Here is a 20677-nt window from a genome sequence, read left to right on the forward strand (position 1 = left end):
ACCCCGGTGATGCTGACCCATGCCAGATCGCGCGCGGGGTCGAACTCGACGAGCTCGATCACTCCGCCCACCGGTGCCGCGCCGATCTTCCAGTGCACGGTGTAGCGGGACCCGATGCCGGCGGGACCGTCGGTGACGGTCTCCCAGCGTTCCAGGTTCGGCATGAAGTTCGGGTAGTGGTCGGGGTCGCTGACAAGCGACCACACAGTGTGGCGGTCGGCCCGCAGGATCCGGTGGCGTTCGACGCGCATCAGCCGATCACCGGGAACCTGCGCTCGGCCGCCAGTCGGTCCACACCGGCCTGCAGGCTGGCTCGGACCGCCTCGTCGACCGTGTCGTCGTCCGCGTCGACATCGATCGGATCCTGGACCTCGATGGTGATCTTCGCGGGCAGCGGCACATGCCCGGCCAGATCACTGATGTTCAGACCCCACGGAAGGGCCAGCGAGATCGGCACGCTCTTGAGCCGCAGCCGCTTGTCCACCCCCAGCAGTCTGGCCAGCCATTGTCCGCGGTCCAGGAACAGCGCGGTCTCCTGGCCGCCGACGCTGGCCACCGGGACGATCTGCACCCCCGCTTCACGGGCGAGCTGGACGTAGCCTTTGCGGCCGTCGAAGTCGACGACGTTGCGCTGCCACGACGGGCGGAAGACCTCGTAGTCACCACCCGGGTAGACCAGCAGCGCACTGGCCTGCCCGGCTTGCAGCGCCAGGCGGGCGTTCTCCGGGGTTGCGGCCACGGTGCCGAACTTCCGGAGCCAGCCCAGCCCGGGGGCGGACACCACCAGATTGTGGGCGAGCTGGAAGAACGGCCGCTCCACGCCGAAGTAGGAGCAGAAGGCCAGCGTGAACACAAAGGTGCCCGGCGGGACGTTGCCGCCGCTGTGGTTGCCAACCAGCAGTACCGGTTTGTCGGCCGGAATCCGGTGCAGGCCACGAACATCGGCCCGGAAGTACAGCGATGCGAGCAGCCAGGTCCCGGGCAGTCGGTCGCGGATGTAGTCGGGATCGCGATGGTCGAGGTCCGCCTCGGGGACTTGTGGCGTGACCTGCTTTTTCGCCCATCCGACCGCATCGTCGATCAGGGAACGCGCCGACATCGTCACGCGGCTCCGGTGACTGCGACAACCATCCTGGCGAACCCCCTCATCCCTTGCCCCTCTCATCGCGACGCACCGGCGGCGCACCTCAGTACTGCCCCGATATTTCCGGCGTCAAACTGGCGGCGGCGCGACGACCGGTGGCGGGTAGCCTGAGGCCATTGCCATCCCACGTGAGCCCGGCGGCCCGATCCGCGTTGCGGTGCTGGCACCGATCGCGTGGCGGACGCCGCCGCGGCACTACGGGCCGTGGGAGCAGTTCGCCTCCCTGCTGACCGATGGTCTGGTGGCGGCCGGTCACCACGTCACCCTGTTCGCGACCACGGACTCGATCACCACCGCGGCCCTGCACGCGACCGCGCCAACCGGATGGTCCGAGGACGAGACGATCGACCCCAAGGTCGCCGAGTGTCTGCACATCGCGTCGGTCTTCGAACGCGCCGCCGAGTTCGACGTCATCCACAACGGGTTCGACTTCCTGCCGCTCACCTACAGCGCCCTGGTCGCGACGCCGGTCGTGACGACCATCCACGGCTTCTCGTCGGAGCGGATCGTTCCGGTCTACGAGCGCTACGACAGCACCACCACCTACGTGTCGATCAGCGACGCCGACCGCCACCCGAACCTGACCTATGCCGCCACCATCCACCACGGCATCAACACCGGCGCGTTCGCCACCCACCCCGAACCCGGCGAGCATCTGTTGTTCTTCGGGCGGATCCACCCCGACAAGGGCACCGCTGACGCGATCGAGGTCGCCCGCCGTTGCGGCCGCCGCCTCGACATCGCCGGAATAGTCCAGGACGAGAGGTACTTTCGTGACCAGGTCGCTCCGCACATCGACGGCGACCGGGTGCGCTACCTCGGTGCCGTCGACGCCGCCGGCCGTGCCGAAGTGCTCGGTGGCGCGCACGCACTGCTGCATCTGATCGACTTCGACGAGCCGTTCGGTTACAGCGTGGCAGAGGCGATGGCCTGCGGCACCCCGGTGATCGCGAACGCGCGAGGGTCGATGAGCGAACTGATCATGCACGGCGTCACAGGCGCTCTGGTCACCGACATCGACTCCGCGGTCATCGCCGTCGCCGCTGTCGCAGACCTGGACCGCAGCCGGATCGCCGCGATCGCCCACGAACGCTTCGCCGTGGCGGCGATGGTCGAGAAGTACGTGGACGTGTACCGCGCGATCACCGACCGACGGTGAAATCGCCACCGGAGTACTGGAACTTGTTGTCGTTCAGGTGCAGCAGTCGGGGTTGAGCACCGCGCACAACGCGCCGACCGCGTCGGTGGCCGGGCGGTGGTAGACGTTCATGCCCCGCCGGTCGGATTCGACGAAACCGGCACGGCGAAGTTGGGCCAGGTGATGGCTGACGGTGGATTCGCTGAGGCCGAGGACCACGGCGAGGTCTCCGCTGTTCTCCGCGCCGGCCGTCGAACTGTAGAGCAGCGACATGATCTTCACCCTTGCCGGGTCCGCCAGCGCCTTGAGGCGCAGTGCCACTTGCAGCGCATCGTCGTCGCTCATCGGCCCGGCCGCCACGGGTGCGCAGCACACCGGTGCGGAGATGTCGATGGTCGGCAGTGTCTTGGGCACGATTCGATTCTGCCAGAGGATTGACATATATCAAAAAGGTGGCATGGTGGCGGTAGCGCGCTAATTCGATATAAGTCACACAGGTATGGAGGTTCTCATGTCCCGAGTCCAACTCGCCCTCAACGTCGACGACCTCGACACGGCGATCACGTTCTATTCCAAGCTGTTCAACACCGCCCCCGCCAAGATCAAAGACGGTTACGCCAACTTCGCGGTCGCCGAGCCGCCGCTCAAACTGGTTCTCATCGAGAACCCGGGCAAAGGCGGCTCGATCAACCACCTCGGCGTGGAGGTGGCGACGAGCGAGGCCGTGCACGCCGAGATCGGCCGGCTCAGCACCGAGGGTCTGTTCACCGAGGAGGAGATGAACACCACCTGCTGCTTCGCCACCCAGGACAAGGTGTGGGTCACCGGGCCCGCAGGGGAGAAGTGGGAGGTCTACACGGTGTTGGCGGACTCTGACGCGTTCGGCACCAGCCCACAGCATGCCGAAGGCGGCACCGGGGAAACCGACGTGTGCTGCGGCGCCGGCGCGGAGGACAAGGCGGAGAACGTTTGCTGCTGACGAATACCGTGATCTGCTGCGGACCCGGCGGCAGCGCCATAGATTGATAGCGAGCTCGGCCACGCCACGCGCCGACCCCGGCAGAGGTGCAGGCTGTGATTCCGAATTTCAAGAGGGCGATGCGGCTGGCCGGAATGCGCCTCCTGCCGCGATGGCCCGCCCGTTCAGCGGTCGACCTCGCCGGCAAGCGGATCCTGTTGACCGGTGCATCGTCGGGAATCGGTGCGGTCGCCGCGCAGAAGCTCGCCGCCGAAGGTGCCACGGTCATCGTGGTCGCGCGCCGGCAGGCCCTGCTGGCCGAGGTGGTCGACCGGATCACCTCGGCCGGCGGGCAGGCCCGCGCCGTCGCCGTGAACCTGGCCGACCTCGACCAGGTCGACGATCTCGTGAAAACAGTGGGCCCCGTTGACATCCTGATCAACAACGCGGCCAGGTCGATCCGCAGGCCGCTCTCGGGATCCCTGGACCGCTGGCACGACATCGAGCGGGTGATGGCGCTGAACTACGACGCGCCGCTGCGACTCATCCGGGTCTGGCCCCCGGGATGATCGAGCGGGGCGACGGCCACATCATCAACATCGCCACCTGGCGGGTGCTGCCCGAGTCGTCCCCGATGTTCGCCGCCTACAACGCCTCCACGGCGGCGTTGAGTGCCGTCAGTCGCGTCATCGACACCGAGTGGGGCGAGTCCGGGGTGCACTCCACGACCATCTACTACCCGTTGGTGGCGACGGCGATGATCGCACCGACCCGCGCCTACGACGGGGTGGCGGCGCTCACCCCGCAGGAGGCGGCTGACTGGATGGTGACCGCCGCGCGCACCAGGCCGATCCGCATCGCGCCGCGCAAGGCGCTGGCGCTGCGTGCGCTCGACGTCGTCGCACCCCGCACACTCAACAACATCCTGGCACGCGAGACCGCTCGGATGAACGCCCGAGCGAGCAGCGTCGCTGTCGCCGAACCCCCTGCGGGCGCGGTCATCCCGCTCGCCCGTCCGTCGTAGGACTGCGTCATGTCCGGCACCGGGACCGGCCACCGGCCCGACAACCTGGTCCTGGCGGCGGTCCTCACCACGGTCGCGTTCTTCTGCGTCGCGCTGGTGGGCGCCCTGGCGAAGTACACGGGCCAGTACACCTCCACCGGGGTGTTGGTTGCGGCCCAGAACCTGATCTGCCTGCTTCATCACCCCGGTCGCGCTGCGCGGTGGCGCGTCTGCGCTGCGCACCGGCAAGATCGGTCTGCACGTGCTCCGGGCGGCGACCGGCACCGCATGCTGGTATGCGCTGTTCTTCGCGATCACCCAGATACCGCTGGCCAACGCGACACTGCTCACCTACAGCGCCCCGCTGTGGATCCCGCTGATCGCGTGGTGTGTCACGCGCCAGCGGGTCTCGGCCCCCACCTGGATCGGTGCCGGTGTCGGCTTCGCCGGGGTGATCCTGGTGCTGCAGCCGCAGGGCCACAGCTTCGGCATCGGTGAAATGTCAGCGGTTGCGGGCGCGGTGTTCCTGGCTGTCGCCATGATGTCGGTGCGTTGGCTCGGCGCGACCGAGCCGATGACCCGGATCCTGTTCTACTACTTCCTGCTGTCGACGGTCATGGCGATCCCGCTGGCTGTCATCGACTGGCAACCGTTCCCGGCCCGAGCGTGGGGCGGGTTGATCGGTCTCGGCTTCGCCCTGTTGTTCTCGCAGGTTTTCATCGTGCTGGCCTACCGGTACGCATCGGCGGAGAAAGTCGGCCCGTTCATCTACACCGTGATCGTGTTCACCGCGCTGATCGACTGGATCGTCTGGGACCACCGTCCCACGCTGACAACGTATCTCGGGATGGCGCTGGTCATCGGCGGTGGCCTGGTGGCGGTGCGCAGCAGAAATCGCGTTCCCGCGGGCACACCGGCCCTGGTGTCCCCGCCATGACCGTGCCGATTCGTCCCGACGACATCACCACCGAGGTGTTCCGATCGTTGACGGGCCTGGACCAGGTCACCGACGTGCACCTCACCGGTGCCGATCACGGCACCGCCGTGCGGGCACGCCTGGAGGTGACGGGCCCACCGGGCACACCGCGGCGGGTGTTCGCGAAGCTGACGCCCACCCGGCCGGTGGAGCGGCTGTTCGACAACATGATGCGGTTGGGGCGCAACGAGGTCGAGGTCTACCGGCGGCTGGGACCGGATCTCGGCGACGTGGCACCGGCGGTATACGGTGCCGCGTCTGGCCTGGGCAGGGCCGTGCTGTTGATGGAGGATCTGGCGCAGGCCGGCGCGCGCTTCGGCGACGTCGCCGGTTCGTGCACGCGCGACGAGGCCGTCGCGGTGGCCAGGGCGCTGGCCGGATTCCACGCCATGTTCTGGCAGTCGCCCCGGTTCGCCGCGGATCTGGCAGCGTTCACCCCACCGGCGGCCCGGTCTGTGACGTGGGGTCCCCAAACGTGGAGGCTGGTGGCCCTGCTGCCCCGCCGGTACCACGACATCGTCCCGGCGGCGGTCCGCGCCGACGCCGTCATCCTGCGCACCCGGCGCAGGGCCGTCGCCGCGGCGCTGCGCGACTTCCCGCTGACGTTCCTGCACGGCGACACCCACCGCGGCAACATCTGTTTTGTCGGCGACCGTCCCGTCCTGTTCGACTGGCAGGTCGCCGCGCAGGGCCCCGGCCTCAAGGATCTCGCCTACTTCGCCGTCACGTCGCTGGAGCCCGAGCTGCGGCGCAGCATCGAACGGGAACTGCTCACCGAGTACCTCGACGCGCTGTCCGCGCGGTCCGGGCCGCGGCTGGAGGTCGCAGCGGCCTGGGCCGACTACCGGATGCTCGCCGTCACCGCCTACATCGCGGCCGCGGTCACCGCCGCTTTCAGTGGACGGCTGCAGGGGGAGGACGTGACCCGCGCCGGGCTCGACCGCGGCGCGCAGGCCGTGCAGGACCTCGAATCGTTCGCCGAGCTCCGGCGACGCATCGGCGACCGGTGAAAAGCCCCGTACTCTTCCACCGTGACCGCGATCGATCCCGACAAGCTCAGCACGTGTCTACAGGTGCTGGCCGACATCGAGTCGTTGCCGCCCGAGCACCCCGACGCCGTCGCCGTCCGACTGGCCACGGCGGGGATATTCAAGTCGGTGAAGAAAGCCCGCCGGCTCGCCAAGCGCGACGCGGTGGCCGCCGCTGACCGTGCCGTCATCGCCGCCACCGCCACCGGGGCGCCCGGACGCATCGACGACGAGACCGCCGGCCTGCCGCTCGTGTCCGCCGCGGCGGGAGCCACCGCAGGGACCCTGCTGCGGTCCCGGGCCTGCTACATCTGCAAGAACCACCACACGGTGGTCGACGCGTTCTACCACCAGCTCTGCCCGGGATGCGCCGCGCTCAACCGGGCCAAGCGCGACGCCCGCACCGACCTCGCCGGCAGGAGCGCCCTGCTCACCGGAGGCCGCGCCAAGATCGGGATGTACATCGCGCTGCGGCTGCTGCGCGACGGCGCCCACACGACCATCACCACCCGTTTCCCCAACGACGCGGTGCGCCGCTTCGCCGCGATGGACGACAGCGCCGACTGGTTGCACCGGCTGCGCATCGTCGGCATCGACCTGCGCGACCCGGCTCAGGTGGTCGCGCTGGCCGACAACGTGGCCGCGCAGGGTCCGTTGGACATCCTGATCAACAACGCCGCCCAGACCGTGCGCCGTGCTCCGGGTTCGTACACAGCGCTGGTCGAGGCGGAGCGCACCTCGCCGGCCGAACTCGCGGACGTCGACGTGGTCACGTTCGACCGGGTCAGCGACGCCCATCCGGCGGCGCTCGCCGGGAGCCTGGCCGACCACCCGGATCCGCACGCCGTCACCGAGCTCGCACTCACCGCGCGCAGCGCATCCCCCGACCGGATCGCCGCGGGCACCGCGATCGACGCGGGGGGCCTGCTGCCCGACACCGCCGCGGTGAACAGCTGGACCCAGCGGGTGCACGAAGTGGACGCGATGGAACTGCTCGAGGTGCAGCTGTGCAACCAGACCGCACCGTTCATCCTGGTGAGCCGGTTGCGCCCGGTCATGGCCGCGTCACCGGCCCGCCGCAAATACGTCGTCAACGTCTCGGCGATGGAGGGCCAGTTCAGCCGCGCCTACAAGGGCCCGGGGCATCCGCACACCAACATGGCCAAGGCCGCGCTGAACATGCTCACCCGCACCAGCGCCGCCGAGATGCTGGAGCAGGACGGCATCCTGATGACCGCCGTCGACACCGGCTGGATCACCGACGAGCGCCCCCAACCGACGAAGCTGCGGCTCGCCGACGAGGGGTTCCACGCTCCGCTGGATCTGGCCGACGGCGCCGCCCGCGTCTACGACCCGATCGTGCGCGGCGAGGCCGGTGAAGACCTGCACGGCTGCTTCCTCAAGGACTACTCGCCGACGAACTGGTAGCCGCCAGCCCTGGCTTGGCTCCCGCTTGGCCACCGCGAGCAGACACAAACTCACACGAATACTGAGAAATCTGTGCGAGTTTGTGTCTGCTCGCGGCAGGGGCGAGCAGCGCATCGACGAAATGCCGGTCTGTCAATTCACCCCCAGTCGCAGCGACGCAAGGCGGGCGCGGGCATCGTCCGGGATCGGTGTCGGCCCGCTGTCGTCAAGCAGCACCAGCACTGTGTCGCACAGGCTGATACATGCGTCGTCGTGAAACAGGGCGGTGGAGGCGACGAACGACGTCGTCCCCACGTGGCCGATGCCGATGGCGGTGTCGATCGCTGCCGGCCAGGGCGCCTCGTGCAGATAGTGCACGACGATCGTCGACGTCACGATGCGAAGAGTCGCGCAGTGCGCGCATACACGTCAGGGAACACCTGCCGGTTGAGGCCGGCCCGGGTGTTCTCGTGCAGCGATTCCAGCGCGACGTTGTTGAGGTGTCCGTTGGCGTCCATGTCCCCGAATCGGGCGTCGATCAGCTGGTGGACCGGGTACGCCGTCGTCTCCAGCCGTGCCGGGTGCGGTCGCGGCACGGAGCTGATCAACGGGTTCGGTCCAGATTGCATGAGGTGAAACTAGCGCCTCGGTCATGTCGGGTTTGCCAGGCGCTGAGGAGTCGGACCCGGCGCTGAGGTCGATGAGGCAGACTTGCGCAGGTGACGAACCCGCCGCAGCGACCCGGGCAGCCTGGCCGGCGCGACCGGGGTGCTCCGCCGTCCGACCCGGCGACTCATCGGCTCCCGCGTCCGGGCCGCCACGATCAGCCGACCGAGAAGATCCGTGCGCCATCTGCGGATGCGGTGCCCACCGAGCAGTTCCGGCGGCCGCCGCCACCGCCGCCGCCACCTCCTGCTGTGGACCGTGCGCAGCGGCCCGCCGCCCCCGGGCGCGGTGCCAGTTCCCGTCACCGGCAGACGAACATCCTGATCGCGGTCATCGTGGTCGCCCTGCTGGTCGGCGGCCTGGCCCTCGGCGAGCTCTACGCCAGGCATCGCGCCGACGGCATCCTGGTCGGCGTGGCCGAATGTGTCGTCGAGGACGGCGCGACGATCTCCTACGGCGTGAACCCGCCGTTCCTGTGGCAGCACCTCACCGGTCGCTACACGAACATCTCGGTACGCACCGCGGGGGACCGGGTGCAGTCCGCAGAGGGTATGACCGCGGTGGTCACCCTCGAAGACGTGCGACTGCAGGACTCCGGCGACTCCAAAGGCACCATCGGGTCGCTGGATGCCACGCTGAACGTGGACATCGGCGGGCATCAGGGACACCGTCGCCGACAATCTTCCCGGTGTCGGCAGTCTCGTGACCGGCGTCGTGACCAACCCGGCGGCGGGCACCATCGTGCTGCAGGCGGGCGAGAACAGCGTCACGGCCAGGCCGGTGGTCATCGACGGCGATCTCGAGCTCGAGGTGCTCGATGTCGTCGGCCCGTTTCCGCGCGACGCCGTGCAGAGCGCACTCGACGACCTCACCACGCGGCTCAACGACAACTACCCGCTCGGAATCCAGGCCGACAGCGTCGCGGTGACCGACGCCGGCGTTGTCGAGGAGTTCTCCAGCCGCAACGCGTCGATCCCGCAAGAGGACACCAATCCCTGCTTCGCAGCACTCTGAGCACCTACCCGCCGGAACGGTATTCCAGCAGAGAAATCGCGAGTGGTGGCGTGCTGGAATACCGTTCCGGCGGAGGGCGGTTCACCGCCCGCGGGCCAGCTGCTCCAGCAGCGGCCGCGTCCGGTAGGCGACGACCTCGTGCATTGCCACCGACATCGTGGTGCGCTGCACGCCGGGCACCGCGAGCACCAGTCCGGCGAGGCGGTACAGGTCGTCGGCGTCGGTGGCCACCACCGCGATCAACAGGTCGGCCGCACCGGAAAGCCCCGTCACCTGGGTGACCTGAGCGATGGTCTCCAGCGCCGCAAGGACGTCTTCGAGCTGATGCTGGTCGACGACGGCGGTGATGAACGCCTTGAGCGGATAGCCGAGATCACGCGGTGACACGCAGCGGTCGATCGGCGCGAGCACCTTCTCCTGCTCCCAGCGCGACAGCCGCGCCTGCACGGTGTTGCGCGCGAGGTTGAGCGTGGCCGCCAGTTGCACCCCGGTTGCCCGGGGTGCATCACACAGCGCCAGCAGCAGACGGGCATCGGTGCGGTCCAGCTTCGTCATGCCGCGCAGTATCGCACGTCACGCTCCGTCGGAAATGGGCAACATGCTCAATACGATCGTCGTTGCTTGCTCAGTCTGTATGTCGGTGCCACCCTGGAGGCAGCAACACACCCATCAAACGGCGAGGTGGTGAGGCCCCGATGACCGATCTGGACATCCGCCGACCGGACCCGAGTCCGTACAGACTCGGCGACCGCTACCGCGCCGGGTCGGGCCGGGTTCTGCTGACCGGGGTGCAGGCCATCGCCCGGGCGCTGATCGAACAACACGAGCGCGACGCCCGCGCGGGCCTGCGGGTGGCGACGTTCGTGTCGGGTTACCAGGGCAGCCCGCTAGGTGGTGTCGATCGGATGCTGTCCGGGATGCCTGAGGTGCTGCAGGCGCACGACATCACCTTCGTGCCCGGCCTCAACGAAGAACTCGCGGCGACGTCGGTGTGGGGCAGCCAAGCCGTCCTGCCTGCCGGCAAGGCACTCTACGACGGCGTGGTGGGGGTCTGGTACGGCAAGGGGCCCGGCCTGGACCGGGCCACCGACGCCCTGCGGCACGCGAACATGTACGGCACCAACCCCCGCGGCGGGATGCTGCTGCTGGTCGGTGACGATCCCGCGTCGAAGTCCTCCACCGTGCCCGCGGCCAGCGAGCGTTCGTTGGCGGCGCTCGGTATCCCGGTCCTCTTCCCGCGCAACGCCCGCGAGATCGTCACGATGGCCATGCACGGCGTGGCGCTGTCGCGGGCGTCGGGCTGTGTGGTCGCACTCAAGATCGTCGCCGACGTGGCCGACGGCGCCTGGTCCGTCGACGCCGGTGACGTCGACATCAACATCGTCACGCCCGAAGTGCTCTGGGAGGGAAAGCCGTGCGTCTACCGGCAACGTCCGATGGCGGCACCGGCCGCCAGCCTCGATGCCGAGGCGGACCTGTACGGACCGCGGGCGGAGGTGATCCGTGCCTACGGCTCCGCCAACGGTCTGGACGTCATCGAGCTCGACCCGCCGCACGCCAGGATCGGGATCGCCGCCACGGGAACGACGTTCGACTCCCTACGGCAGGCACTGCACGACCTCGGCGCCGACGACTTCGCACTGCACCGTGGTGGTGTCAGGCTGTTGCGGATCGGCATGCCCACCCCGCTGGGGCCCGACCGCGTCACCACCTTCGCCGACGGTCTCGACGAGATCCTGGTCGTCGAGGACAAGACGGCGTTCATCGAGAGTCAGGTTCGGGAGATCCTCTACGGCCTTGCCGGCGCCCCGCGAATCGTCGGCAAGAAGGACGCCGCCGGGAAACCGCTGGTGCCCGCCGGCGGCGAACTGACCGCCGGGCGGCTGATGGCTCCACTGCGACGTGTCCTCGACGGGCGGTTGGCGCTCACCAAGGCGTTGCCACCGGCTCTGTCGCTGGAAGTGCTTCCCGCGCAACGGCGTGCGTACTTCTGCAGCGGCTGCCCGCACAACCGGTCGACCGTCGTGCCGGAGGGCTCACTGGCGGGCGGCGGGATCGGCTGCCACACCATGGTGACGATGTCCGGCCGCACGGACACCGCCGTCACCGGGCTCACCCAGATGGGGGGAGAAGGCAGCCAGTGGATCGGCCAGGCACCCTTCACCGACGTCCCTCATCTGTTCCAGAACATCGGCGACGGAACGTTTTTCCACTCCGGTCAGCTAGCGGTGCAGGCCTGCGTCGCGGCAGGCGTTAACATCACCTACAAGCTGCTGTTCAACGACGTGGTGGCGATGACGGGCGCCCAACACGCCGAGGGTGCGCTCTCGGTGGCCGAGCTGACGCACAAACTGACCTCCGAGGGCGTCAAGCAGATCATCATCTGCGCCGAGGATCCCAGGCGCCACCATAAGCGTGCCCTGGCCCCCGGAACCGTCGTCTGGCACCGTGACCGCCTCGACGAGGCGCAGAAACGTCTCCGTGCCGTCAAAGGTGTCACCGTGTTGATCTATGACCAGCACTGTGCCGCCGATGCGCGCAGACAACGCAAGCGCGGGACGCTGCCCGCCCGCACCACCCGGGTGCTGATCAACGAAGCAGTGTGCGAGGGCTGCGGGGATTGTGGTGTGAAGTCCAGTTGCCTGTCGGTGCAACCGGTGGACACCGAGTTCGGTCGCAAGACGCGCATCGACCAGAGCTCCTGCAACACCGATTACAGCTGCCTCGACGGTGACTGCCCGTCGTTCGTCACCGTCGAGGTGCAGCCCGCGAGGGCGTCGCGCCGTACCCGGCCCCGGCGGGAGCCGCCGGTTCTGCCCGATGTCGAGCTGGAACCCGTGGCCGGCACGCACAACGTACTCTTCGCCGGGATCGGCGGCACCGGCATCGTCACCGCGAACCAGGTGCTCGCCACCGCGGCGCTGCGCACCGGCTACGACGTGGCGAGCCTGGACCAGACCGGGCTGAGCCAGAAGGCCGGCCCCGTCGTGTCCCACCTGCGGTTCGCTGCGGGCACGATCGACCCCGCCAACCGGCTCGCCCCCGCCGGCGCGGACTGCATCGTCGGCTTCGATCTGCTGGTCGCCGCCGACGCCAAGAACCTCGGTTACGGGGATCCAGCCAGAACCGTCTGCGTGGTGTCGACGAGCAAGACGCCCACCGGAGAGATGGTGTACGACAAGACGATCGCGTACCCGGAAACGGCCTATCTACTCCACCGGTTGGATCAGGTGTCACGCAGTGTGCACTCCTTCGACGCCCTGGCGGTCTCCCGCGCCCTCTTCGGTGACACGGCCCCCGCCAACTTCCTGCTCATCGGTGCCGCTCATCAGAGCGGTGCGCTGAGGATTCCGGCCGAACACGTCGAGGAGGCCATCGCGATCAACGGTGTTGCCGTTGAGTCCAACATCGCGGCGTTCCGCTGGGGCCGGCTGGCGGTCGCCGACCCCGCGCGGTTCGGTGAACTCGTCGCGCCGGCGTCTGCGCCGACCAGGGCGGTGGTCGCCCCCCGGGTCCTGGACGGCACCACGTTCTTCGGGCACGTCGGTGACCTCATCACCCGGCGGGCGGCAGACCTCATCGCATTCCAGAGCGAGACGGTCGCCCGCCGCTATGTCGCTGTGCTCGAATCGGTCTGGACGGCGGAGCGCGCGGTGGGGGAGCGGACCGAGTTCAGTGAGACCGTCGCCAGGGGTCTCTACAAGTTCACCGCCTACAAGGACGAGTACGAAGTGGCACGGCTGCTGACCGACCCACGGTTCCTGTCGTCGGTGCACGAGCAGTTTCCGACCGGCGAGAAACTGACCTACCAGCTGCACCCACCGGCGCTGCGGGCGATGGGCCTGCAGAAGAAGATCGGTCTCGGCCCGCACAGCCACGTCGTTCTGCGCATGCTGGCGAAGGGAAAACGGCTGCGGGGGACCAAGTTCGATCCTTTCGGCTACGCCCACGTGCGCAGGGTCGAGCGTGGGCTGCTGACCGAGTACATCACCGTGGTGCGCCGGCTGGCCGCCGAGTTGGAGCCGTCCAACTATGACCGGGCCGTGGAGGTGGCCGGCCTGGCGGACATGGTGCGGGGTTATGAGGACGTCAAACTGGCCAGTGTGCAGGCTTATCACGACCGACTGCGGGAACTAGGAGTTCGCAGTTGACGGCTCCTGCTGCTGGACGTGCCTGGTGATCCACTGCGCGGCGAGCTTGACCAGGCCGGACTGTGGGTAGCGGCGGTGGGCGTCGAAATCGTCGCCACGCGAACAGATCGGGTCGTTGGTGTTGCACAGGTCGGCGGTGCGGGCGCCGAAGTCCGGGCTCAGGATCGTCAACGGTCGACCGAGTCGTGCCGCGGGGTTGCCGAACACCGCGACGGCGGCGACGTGGGGAACCACCGAGGCCGGTAACGGCGCGTTGTAGCCGAGCGCGGCGACCGGTGATGTGGTGACCACGTCGATGACGGCGGCACCCTGCGAGTAACCGCCGAGCACGATCTTGCTGTCGGGACAGGTGGCGGCGATGGACTGGATCCGTCTGCTGGCGTCATTGGCTCCCACCGCGACCTGAAGGAAGTCCCACGAAGCCGGGTACTTCACCGCATAGGACCCGATCGTCTGGTCCTCGATCATTGGCGTCAGGTTGTCCACCAGCGCTCTGCCCACTCTGCCGAGCCCGGCGGGCTCGTCGGTGCCCCGGGCGAACACGATCTCGATGTCGTTGCACTGCGGCGCGGCGACGGCGGTCGCGGGGCTCAGGGCGCTCAGGGCGCTCAGCCCGATGAGGACAGCAAGGGCTGACAAGGCGGCGCGCCGGGCGGCGGGGCGGATTGCCACGGTCTCTCCTCGACCTGAAGCGTGTGGGCGATCGTCCGCCAGTATCTACCCAGTTTTCACAGCTGTCACACCTGTAACACCGTCAGCGGAACAGCTTCACCCTCGAACCGAGCGCGAGGGCACGACGCCGCCCTCGAACGAGCTCGCGTGCCAGAACTCCGCACACCACGCCCGCCACGAAGATCCCGCGGGTGCGTCGTCTCGGCCGGCGGGTCACGACGGCCGCGAAGAAGCCGGACAGCGTTGCGACCACGGTGACCGCCAGCAACAGCGAGATCAGCTGTGCCGTCCCGAGCGAGTCCATACCGCAACCTCCGGGCCGTCGTCCGTGTCGGCGGCTCGCCCGATCCAAACACCCCTGCCACCGGATCCGGCTCGACGGTGATCGTTCGTGACCGAAGTGAGCGCCAACCGTTAGGACCGGTGGTCAGGGCCGTCGGGAGGTCTTTAGGCCTCTGCCGGCGGGACCAACGCCAGCAGACGTGCCGCGATCGCCGAGATAGCGTAAGGCCACGACGCAAACCATGCCTCGACCTCACCGTCGAAGGGAAATGTCATGTCCGACAATTCTTCGCACTACGGGATCGTGGTGGGGGTGGACGGCTCACCGCAGTCCGACGCAGCGGTCGCCTGGGCGGCCCGCGAAGCCGGGATGCGGGGCGCGCGGCTGACCCTGGTTCACGCACTGACCGATCCGACCGCCGCGGCATGGTTGGACGTCCCGTTGCCCGCGGAGTACTGGGAGGCGCAGCGCGCGCGGGGCGCAGTCCTGCTCGAGGATGCGACCCGGATCGCCCAGCAGGAGCTGCCGACCGACACCACGGTCTCGGTGGACCAACACGTCGCATCGGACAGTCCGCGCGCGGTGCTGGTGAATTTGTCGAAGGATGCCGAGATGGTCGTGGTCGGCTGCCGGGGTTCCGGCGCCATCCAGCGGGCGTTGCTGGGTTCGGTCAGCTCGGGGCTGGTACGCCATGCCCACTGCCCCGTGGCTGTCATCCACGACGACGACCCGACGCGGGACCGGCCTGCCGACGCCCCGGTCGTGGTCGGCATCGACGGCTCGCCGGCATCTGAGCGGGCGGTGCAGATCGCCTTCGACGAAGCCTCACGGCGAGGCGTCGACCTCGTGGCACTACACACGTGGCTGGAGAGCACCGACGACTTCATCGACGTCGGCTGGCCAAACGTCAGCGAGCGGGCCGAGGAGATACTCGGAGAACGACTCGCAGGCTGGCAGGAGCGCTATCCCGACGTCACGGTGCGCCGGATCGTCAAGATGAACAACCCCGTGCACGAACTGCTCGACCTGTCCGAATCCGCCCGATTACTGGTGGTCGGTAGCCATGGCCGCGGCGGCATCGCCGGACTGGTGCTCGGTTCGGTCAGTTCGGCGGTGGTTCAGGGAGCCCGGATTCCGGTGATCGTCGCGCGGCAGTCCTGATGCCGGAGAACGATCCACCCGTCGTCGTCGGGGTCGACGGCTCGGAAGGTGCAATCGCGGCGGCACGCTGGGCGGGGGTCATCGCCGCACAACTTCGCACCGGGTTGCACATCGTGCACGCGCTGCCCAGCATCGGACGCAACCTGACCGAGTCAGCAGCGGCAATCGCCGCCGCCGCGATGAGCTACCAGGACGACGCGGTCACGATCCTGCTCAAAGAAGCCGCCGAAGCGGTGCGCGCCGATCGTCCCGCGCTGTCGATCAGCACTGAGGCGCTTGACATTCCGGTCGACAAGGCATTGATCGACGCCAGTCGTGGCGCACGGTTGGTGGTGCTGGGCGGTGACGGGTTGACACCTGCGGTGGCATTGCTGGTCGGATCGACCACCGTGTCGGTGGCCACCCATGCCTGCTGTCCGGTCGTGGTCTGGCGTGGCGGACAGATGCCCGACGACGATCGTGCGGTGGTCGTCGGGTTCGACTTCACGCCGGCCGCGAGCAGCGCTCTGGACAATGCGTTCATGGTGGCCGACTGCCTCGGCGCACCGGTGCGCGTGGTGTATTCCTGGCCGATGCGCACACCCGCGGCGCCGGTCAGCATCCCGTTCCTGATCGACTGGGAGGCGTTGGAAGCCGCAGAGTGGAGTCGGCTGGCCGACGCCGTCAACCGAGCCAACAAGCGCTATCCGGGTGTCAGTGCCGAATTCCGCATCGAAGCGGCCAGCCCGGCCAAGGCATTGCTGGGACGTAGAGCCGACGCTCAGCTACTGGTGGTCGGCACCCGAGGCCGCAACACCGTCGCCAGCGCGCTGCTGGGCTCGACGAGCATGAATCTTCTGCAGCACAGCAGGATTCCGATCATGATCTGCAGGCCGTAGCACGCGGGCCGCCGTCACTCCGCGGGGTGGCGGGACTGATCCAGCTTGGAGACGAATATCGCCGCCTGGGTGCGCCGTTCCATGCCGAGTTTCGCCAGGAGCCTGGAGACGTAGTTCTTCACGGTCTTCTCGGCGAGAAACATCCGCGCCGCGATCTGCTTGTTGGTCAACCCCTCGCCGAGAAGGTCCAGCAACACCCGCTCCTGATCGCTGAGCGCGGACAGCGGATCGGAATGGTCGGCGTCGTGACGCAGTTTGGCCATCAACGCCGCTGCCGCTCTGTTGTCGAGCAACGAACGACCGGCGCCCACTTCCTTGATGGCTGCGGCGAGTTCCATGCCCTTGATGTCCTTGATGACATATCCGCTGGCGCCGGCAAGGATCGCGTCCAGCATCGCCTCGTCGGAGGTGAACGACGTCAGCATCAGGCATCGCAGGTCCGGGAGCAGCGAGAGCAGGTCTCGGCACAGCTCGATGCCGTTGCCGTCGGGCAGCCGGACGTCCAGGACGGCGACGTCGGGCGCCAGAGCCGGTATCCGGGCCAACGCCTGTGACACCGATCCTGCCTCGCCGATGACTTCGAGGTCGTCGTCGGCGCTGAGGAGGTCGACCAGCCCGCGACGAACCACTTCGTGGTCGTCGACGAGAAATACTCTCACCACACGACGTCCTCCCTGCCGATCACCCGCTACCCAGAGAGTACGTTCTGCAGTTCCCGGATGACGCCGAACCGGTCGGCTGGGTGAGGACAGGCTAATTCTGCGGGGCGACGCGCCGGACTTCGAAGACCTCGTCGATCGGCCGGCGCGGGGTCGGGGCAGGGACATCGGCGGCGGCCGGGGCGAGCCCGACCCGGACCAGGACCTGTGGCGTGTTCGACCCGCTCAGCGTCGCCACGATCTCCCGGGTAGCCGGCAACTCCATCAGGTGAGTCACCGTGCAGGTGGCCAGCCCTGCCATCGTGGCGTCGAGGAGAAGGGCGGACAACGCTTCTCCACACCGCAACACGCTGTCACGGGTGTCGTCGAACGTCGACAACACCACGATCTTGGAGCGGTCCTCGCTGACTTCTGCACGCCGGTGCGAGTCGCTGGTGACCGGAAAGCTGCGCCCGACGTCGACGCGGTCGCCTTCGGCCGCCGAGACCAGCGCGCTCTGCGGGATGCCTTCGTCGCGGGCCGCACCTGAGGTCCACCAATGGATTTCCTTGTGGTAGGACGAGTCGTACAGACGCAGCGACTCGACAAGATCAGAGGCCTGCGCGAGTTGTGGTCGATGCTCCTCCGCGACCACCGCGACCGGCACCGCTGCGGTATCGAGCGTGGCGCGCAGTTCCGACTCGAACAGCTTCCAATCCGGTGGCGCGGCGAACGGGAGCCTATCGGTGCGCCTGGCCAGGATCGCCTCGGCGCGACGGCGATGCCCCTCTGTGACGAACGTGTTCGCGCTGAAATCGATCGAGGCCAGATAGTCGAGGTCATTGGGGTTGGGAAAGCGTTCGACGTGGGCGGTCCACCCGGACGCGGCCATCGCCACCCGGAAGTGGTCGAGGACCGCTCCGCAGCTGATCAACGCCTCCCGGCCGGAACGGTCGGTGGACGGGGCGACGTGGTCTGGATCGATGAACAGATGGACGGCATCACCCTCGAGTGTCCAGCGCCAGGGCTGGCTGTTGTGCACCGACGGCGCCCGGCAGGCCAGCTGCACCGCGCCTTTGATGATCTCGGCATCCACCGGAAAGTCCCGCATCGGTACTACCTCCTCATTCATCACCATCGTGGTCCGACCCTGTGGGGCAGGCCAGGGCCAATGGTCCTCTGTGCGGTGGCCTATTGCTCTGGCGACACCGATGCCCGTGGTCGAGCCTTGAGGGCATGAACGGTGACCTGGCCGCGCAGGTGCGAGAAACACACACCGGCGTCGTCCTGCTACTCGGTGACAAGGCATACAAGGTCAAAAAGCCGGTGGCGACCGACTTCCTGGACTTCAGCACCACTGCCGATCGGGAACGCGCGTGCCAGCACGAGCTCACCCTGAACAGGCGGCTCGCGCCGGGCAGCTACCTCGGGGTGGTCCATCTGAGCGATCCGCAGGGCGGCCAGCCGGAACCGGTGATCGTCATGCGGCGACACCCGGATTCGGCACGGCTGTCAACGCTGGTCAACAGCGGGCGACCGGTCAGCGACGAACTGCTCGCCATCGCGGGCGTGCTGGCGCGCTTCCATTCGACGGCGGAGCGCGGACCCGCAATCGACAGCCAGGGTTCTGTCGAGGCCGTCTGGGGACGATGGCAGCAGAACCTGCGCGAATTGGAGGCGTTCACCGAGCACGTGCTGCCGCAGGACTCGGTTCGGGAGGTGACGCGCCTGGCCGGTCAGTTCGTCGCAGGCCGTGAGGAGCTGTTCACCCGTCGCATCGAGGAGGGCCACATCCTCGACGGACACGCCGACCTGCTGTCCGACGACATCTTCTGTCTGCCCGAGGGGCCCGCGCTGCTGGACTGCCTGGAGTTCGACGACCGACTCCGCTACGTCGACGGCATCGACGATGCCGCGTTCCTCGCGATGGACCTGGAGTTTCTCGGAAGGCGTGACCTCGCCGACCACTTCCTCGCTCGGTACACACAGCTGGCTCGGGCCCCCGCACCGAGCTCGTTGGTCGACTTCTACGTCGCCTACCGTGCACTCGTCCGCGCCAAGGTCGACTGCGTGCGGGTCTCGCAGGGCCACCCCGAGGCAGCCGACGACGCCCGCCGGCATCTCGGCATCGCCGTGCAGCGGCTGCGCGCAGGCGCCGTTCGGCTCGTCATCGTCAGCGGCGGTCCAGGAACCGGAAAAACTACTCTGTCAACAGCTTTGGCTGCGCAGATGGCAGCCCACGTCGTCTCGACCGACGCTGTGCGTCGGCGGTTGCAGGAAGACGGCGTGATCTGTGGCGCGGCCGGCGAGCTCAACGCCGGTCTGTACTCACCGGAAAACGTTGCCGCGGTGTACCACGCGGTACTACGCGAGGCCCAGGCCTGGTTGCGCACCGGGCATTCGGTGATCCTGGACGGCACGTGGAGAGAGGCCGGGCAGCGGGACGGCGCACACGACCTCGCCGGCCGGACATCGGCAGCACTGGTCGAATTCAACTGTTCCGTACCGATCACCGAGGCATCGGCCAGGATCGAGCGCAGACCGCGGTCGGACTCGGATGCCACGCCGCAGATCGCCGCGGCCCTCGCCGATGCCGGTTGCGATCGCAGCGGTGCCCACGACATCGACACCTCCCGACCCCTGGCGGACTCGGTGAAGGAAGCCACAGAGATCTGTTGCCGGACAACGGAGTCGCAGTGACCTTTGGCCCTCCCCGCAGCCGTGGCAGCGGCGTAGGAAGTAGAGCATGAGCAACAAAGCCGACCTGCCGGATACCATCGATGTCACCGTGACGACCGACGGTCGGCTGCCAGGCGCCGCCGAGTACGCCCGCAACCGAATCAGCGAGATCGCCAGGTTCACCGGTCGGCCGGTGCTGCACGCACGTGTCAGGCTCACCCGGCACACTGACCCGGCGGTGCGACGACCGGTTGTCGCTCAGGCCAACCTCGACGTCGACGGCCGGCTCATCCGGGCCCAGGTGGATGCCGCCACCGCGCGCGAAGCCATCGATCAGCTCGACGAACGGTTGCGGCGCCTGCTGGACAAGACGGCCGAGCACTGGGAAGCGCGTCGCGGCCGGCTGCCCGAAAAGGCCCCGCACGAGTGGCGCCATCAATCCGAGCCCACCCAGCGGCCACACCATCATCCCCGGCCTGCTGAGGACCGCCAGATCATCCGCCGCAAGTCGTTCACCATGGCAGCCTGCACCATCGACGAAGCCGCCCTCGAAATGGAGCTGCTCGACTACCAGTTCCACCTGTTCGCCGAGCAGGGCAGCGGTATCGCCAGTGTGCTCTACCGCACCGGTCCGACGGACTACCGGCTCGCCCAGGTGGTAGCGGTGTCGCCGGACCAGCTGGCACCGTTCGAACTGCCGGTGACGTTCAGTTCGCAGCCGGCTCCCTGCATCACGGTCGAGGAAGCGACCGAACGGCTCGGGATCCTCGACTTGCCGTTCCTGTTCTTCATCGACGCCGCTCAAGGCCGGGCCAACCTGCTCTACCACCGCTACGACGGCCACTACGGGCTCATCACCCCGGCGTGACTATCGGGAGTGT

At 68.2% G+C, this 20677-nt stretch carries 20 protein-coding genes and 2 pseudogenes; 12 read left to right on the top strand and 10 right to left on the bottom strand.

Going from position 1 to position 20677, the window contains the following annotated elements; translation table 11 throughout:
- Both WA944_RS21150 and WA944_RS21155 read right to left on the bottom strand, forming a co-directional pair.
- On the bottom strand, positions 1 to 251 hold a 251-nt coding region (locus WA944_RS21150), incomplete at its 3' end, for an SRPBCC family protein (protein ID WP_526373861.1).
- Positions 251 to 1099: a 1-acyl-sn-glycerol-3-phosphate acyltransferase gene (locus tag WA944_RS21155; RefSeq protein WP_526611090.1), complete on the bottom strand. Its 849-nt coding sequence runs from the start codon at positions 1097 to 1099 to the stop codon at positions 251 to 253. The genes WA944_RS21150 and WA944_RS21155, both read right to left, overlap by 1 nt.
- Before the next feature lie 202 nt (positions 1100 to 1301).
- Here WA944_RS21155 and WA944_RS21160 point away from each other — a divergent pair, with 202 nt between their 5' ends.
- The gene (locus WA944_RS21160) at positions 1302 to 2303 is read left to right on the top strand and encodes a glycosyltransferase family 4 protein (protein ID WP_526373862.1); all 1002 of its coding nucleotides are present in this window, start codon (positions 1302 to 1304) and stop codon (positions 2301 to 2303) included.
- Positions 2304 to 2336: 33 nt separating this feature from the next.
- On the opposite strand, the gene WA944_RS21165 is transcribed toward WA944_RS21160, so the two are convergent.
- Positions 2337 to 2696 carry an Rv2640c family ArsR-like transcriptional regulator gene (locus tag WA944_RS21165; RefSeq protein ID WP_526373863.1) on the bottom strand — a complete coding sequence of 120 codons (360 nt, stop codon included), beginning with the start codon at positions 2694 to 2696 and terminating at the stop codon, positions 2337 to 2339.
- Positions 2697 to 2793: 97 nt separating this feature from the next.
- Between WA944_RS21165 and WA944_RS21170 the strand changes: the two genes are divergently transcribed.
- The 5 genes and pseudogenes from WA944_RS21170 (at position 2794) to WA944_RS21190 (ending at position 7675) form a co-directional block, all read left to right on the top strand.
- Positions 2794 to 3261, top strand: a complete 468-nt coding sequence (locus WA944_RS21170; RefSeq protein WP_526369740.1) for an ArsI/CadI family heavy metal resistance metalloenzyme — start codon at positions 2794 to 2796, stop codon at positions 3259 to 3261.
- 119 nt (positions 3262 to 3380) lie between these two features.
- A pseudogene (locus WA944_RS21175) lies at positions 3381 to 4264 on the top strand (SDR family oxidoreductase).
- A 229-nt stretch (positions 4265 to 4493) separates the two neighbouring features.
- Complete coding sequence (locus WA944_RS21180; protein WP_526647321.1) at positions 4494 to 5180, top strand: EamA family transporter; 687 nt, start codon at positions 4494 to 4496, stop codon at positions 5178 to 5180.
- Complete coding sequence (locus tag WA944_RS21185; RefSeq protein WP_526611084.1) at positions 5177 to 6229, top strand: phosphotransferase; 1053 nt, start codon at positions 5177 to 5179, stop codon at positions 6227 to 6229. The genes WA944_RS21180 and WA944_RS21185 overlap by 4 nt, the downstream gene beginning before the upstream one ends.
- 21 nt (positions 6230 to 6250) lie before the next feature.
- On the top strand, positions 6251 to 7675 hold the full coding sequence (locus tag WA944_RS21190) for an SDR family NAD(P)-dependent oxidoreductase (protein ID WP_526611082.1): 1425 nt from the start codon (positions 6251 to 6253) through the stop codon (positions 7673 to 7675).
- Positions 7676 to 7807: 132 nt separating this feature from the next.
- Here the strand turns inward: WA944_RS21190 and WA944_RS21195 are convergent, their stop codons facing one another.
- Both WA944_RS21195 and WA944_RS21200 read right to left on the bottom strand, forming a co-directional pair.
- Entirely contained in the window at positions 7808 to 8050 is a 243-nt protein-coding gene (locus WA944_RS21195) for an acyl-CoA thioesterase family protein (RefSeq protein WP_526373929.1), read from the bottom strand.
- Positions 8047 to 8283, bottom strand: a complete 237-nt coding sequence (locus tag WA944_RS21200; RefSeq protein WP_526373930.1) for a hotdog family protein — start codon at positions 8281 to 8283, stop codon at positions 8047 to 8049. Before WA944_RS21200 ends, WA944_RS21195 begins: the two co-directional genes overlap by 4 nt.
- Before the next feature lie 90 nt (positions 8284 to 8373).
- Between WA944_RS21200 and WA944_RS21205 the strand changes: the two are divergent.
- Positions 8374 to 9334 (top strand): annotated as a pseudogene (locus tag WA944_RS21205) (LmeA family phospholipid-binding protein).
- Between the two features lie 81 nt (positions 9335 to 9415).
- Here the strand turns inward: WA944_RS21205 and WA944_RS21210 are convergent.
- The gene (locus WA944_RS21210) at positions 9416 to 9889 is read right to left on the bottom strand and encodes an Lrp/AsnC family transcriptional regulator (protein WP_163888970.1); all 474 of its coding nucleotides are present in this window, start codon (positions 9887 to 9889) and stop codon (positions 9416 to 9418) included.
- 140 nt (positions 9890 to 10029) lie between these two features.
- Between WA944_RS21210 and WA944_RS21215 the strand changes: the two genes are divergently transcribed.
- Positions 10030 to 13485 (top strand): indolepyruvate ferredoxin oxidoreductase family protein, encoded by a 3456-nt coding sequence (locus WA944_RS21215; protein ID WP_526375188.1) that lies wholly within the window; start codon positions 10030 to 10032, stop codon positions 13483 to 13485.
- Here WA944_RS21215 and WA944_RS21220 read toward each other — a convergent pair.
- Together WA944_RS21220 and WA944_RS21225 are read right to left on the bottom strand one after the other, a co-directional pair.
- Positions 13468 to 14151 (bottom strand): cutinase family protein, encoded by a 684-nt coding sequence (locus WA944_RS21220; protein ID WP_526375210.1) that lies wholly within the window; start codon positions 14149 to 14151, stop codon positions 13468 to 13470. The two genes, WA944_RS21215 and WA944_RS21220, sit on opposite strands and share 18 nt — an antisense overlap.
- An 88-nt stretch (positions 14152 to 14239) precedes the next feature.
- Entirely contained in the window at positions 14240 to 14461 is a 222-nt protein-coding gene (locus tag WA944_RS21225) for a hypothetical protein (protein WP_526375190.1), read from the bottom strand.
- A 252-nt stretch (positions 14462 to 14713) separates the two neighbouring features.
- Between WA944_RS21225 and WA944_RS21230 the strand changes: the two genes are divergently transcribed.
- Both WA944_RS21230 and WA944_RS21235 read left to right on the top strand, forming a co-directional pair.
- Entirely contained in the window at positions 14714 to 15601 is an 888-nt protein-coding gene (locus tag WA944_RS21230) for a universal stress protein (protein WP_526375192.1), read from the top strand.
- Positions 15601 to 16479, top strand: a complete 879-nt coding sequence (locus tag WA944_RS21235; RefSeq protein WP_526375194.1) for a universal stress protein — start codon at positions 15601 to 15603, stop codon at positions 16477 to 16479. The genes WA944_RS21230 and WA944_RS21235 overlap by 1 nt, the downstream gene beginning before the upstream one ends.
- Before the next feature lie 14 nt (positions 16480 to 16493).
- On the opposite strand, the gene dosR is transcribed toward WA944_RS21235, so the two are convergent.
- Both dosR and WA944_RS21245 read right to left on the bottom strand, forming a co-directional pair.
- Complete coding sequence (gene dosR, locus WA944_RS21240) at positions 16494 to 17141, bottom strand: hypoxia response regulator transcription factor DosR/DevR (RefSeq protein WP_526375196.1); 648 nt, start codon at positions 17139 to 17141, stop codon at positions 16494 to 16496.
- Between the two features lie 91 nt (positions 17142 to 17232).
- Positions 17233 to 18228 (bottom strand): Acg family FMN-binding oxidoreductase, encoded by a 996-nt coding sequence (locus WA944_RS21245; protein WP_526375212.1) that lies wholly within the window; start codon positions 18226 to 18228, stop codon positions 17233 to 17235.
- 125 nt (positions 18229 to 18353) lie between these two features.
- Here WA944_RS21245 and WA944_RS21250 point away from each other — a divergent pair, with 125 nt between their 5' ends.
- Positions 18354 to 19817, top strand: coding sequence for a bifunctional aminoglycoside phosphotransferase/ATP-binding protein (locus tag WA944_RS21250; RefSeq protein WP_526375198.1), 1464 nt, complete (start codon positions 18354 to 18356; stop codon positions 19815 to 19817).
- Between the two features lie 46 nt (positions 19818 to 19863).
- Entirely contained in the window at positions 19864 to 20664 is an 801-nt protein-coding gene (locus WA944_RS21255; RefSeq protein ID WP_526375200.1) for an HPF/RaiA family ribosome-associated protein, read from the top strand.
- Positions 20665 to 20677 lie beyond the last annotated feature (13 nt).

It is taken from the genome of Mycobacterium sp. (assembly GCF_049683355.1).
In the GTDB taxonomy this organism is placed as follows: Bacteria; Actinomycetota; Actinomycetes; order Mycobacteriales; family Mycobacteriaceae; genus Mycobacterium.

What these genes read in the sequence shown, in the direction of transcription:
- WA944_RS21155 (WP_526611090.1), bottom strand. Translation starts at nt 1,099, where the DNA reads ATGTCGGCGCGTTCCCTGATCGACGATGCGGTCGGATGGGCGAAAAAG.
- WA944_RS21170 (WP_526369740.1), top strand. Translation starts at nt 2,794, where the DNA reads ATGTCCCGAGTCCAACTCGCCCTCAACGTCGACGACCTCGACACGGCG.
- WA944_RS21185 (WP_526611084.1), top strand. Translation starts at nt 5,177, where the DNA reads ATGACCGTGCCGATTCGTCCCGACGACATCACCACCGAGGTGTTCCGA.
- WA944_RS21200 (WP_526373930.1), bottom strand. Translation starts at nt 8,283, where the DNA reads ATGCAATCTGGACCGAACCCGTTGATCAGCTCCGTGCCGCGACCGCAC.
- WA944_RS21210 (WP_163888970.1), bottom strand. Translation starts at nt 9,889, where the DNA reads ATGACGAAGCTGGACCGCACCGATGCCCGTCTGCTGCTGGCGCTGTGT.
- WA944_RS21215 (WP_526375188.1), top strand. Translation starts at nt 10,030, where the DNA reads ATGACCGATCTGGACATCCGCCGACCGGACCCGAGTCCGTACAGACTC.
- WA944_RS21225 (WP_526375190.1), bottom strand. Translation starts at nt 14,461, where the DNA reads ATGGACTCGCTCGGGACGGCACAGCTGATCTCGCTGTTGCTGGCGGTC.
- WA944_RS21230 (WP_526375192.1), top strand. Translation starts at nt 14,714, where the DNA reads ATGTCCGACAATTCTTCGCACTACGGGATCGTGGTGGGGGTGGACGGC.
- WA944_RS21235 (WP_526375194.1), top strand. Translation starts at nt 15,601, where the DNA reads ATGCCGGAGAACGATCCACCCGTCGTCGTCGGGGTCGACGGCTCGGAA.
- WA944_RS21245 (WP_526375212.1), bottom strand. Translation starts at nt 18,228, where the DNA reads ATGCGGGACTTTCCGGTGGATGCCGAGATCATCAAAGGCGCGGTGCAG.
- WA944_RS21250 (WP_526375198.1), top strand. Translation starts at nt 18,354, where the DNA reads ATGAACGGTGACCTGGCCGCGCAGGTGCGAGAAACACACACCGGCGTC.
- WA944_RS21255 (WP_526375200.1), top strand. Translation starts at nt 19,864, where the DNA reads ATGAGCAACAAAGCCGACCTGCCGGATACCATCGATGTCACCGTGACG.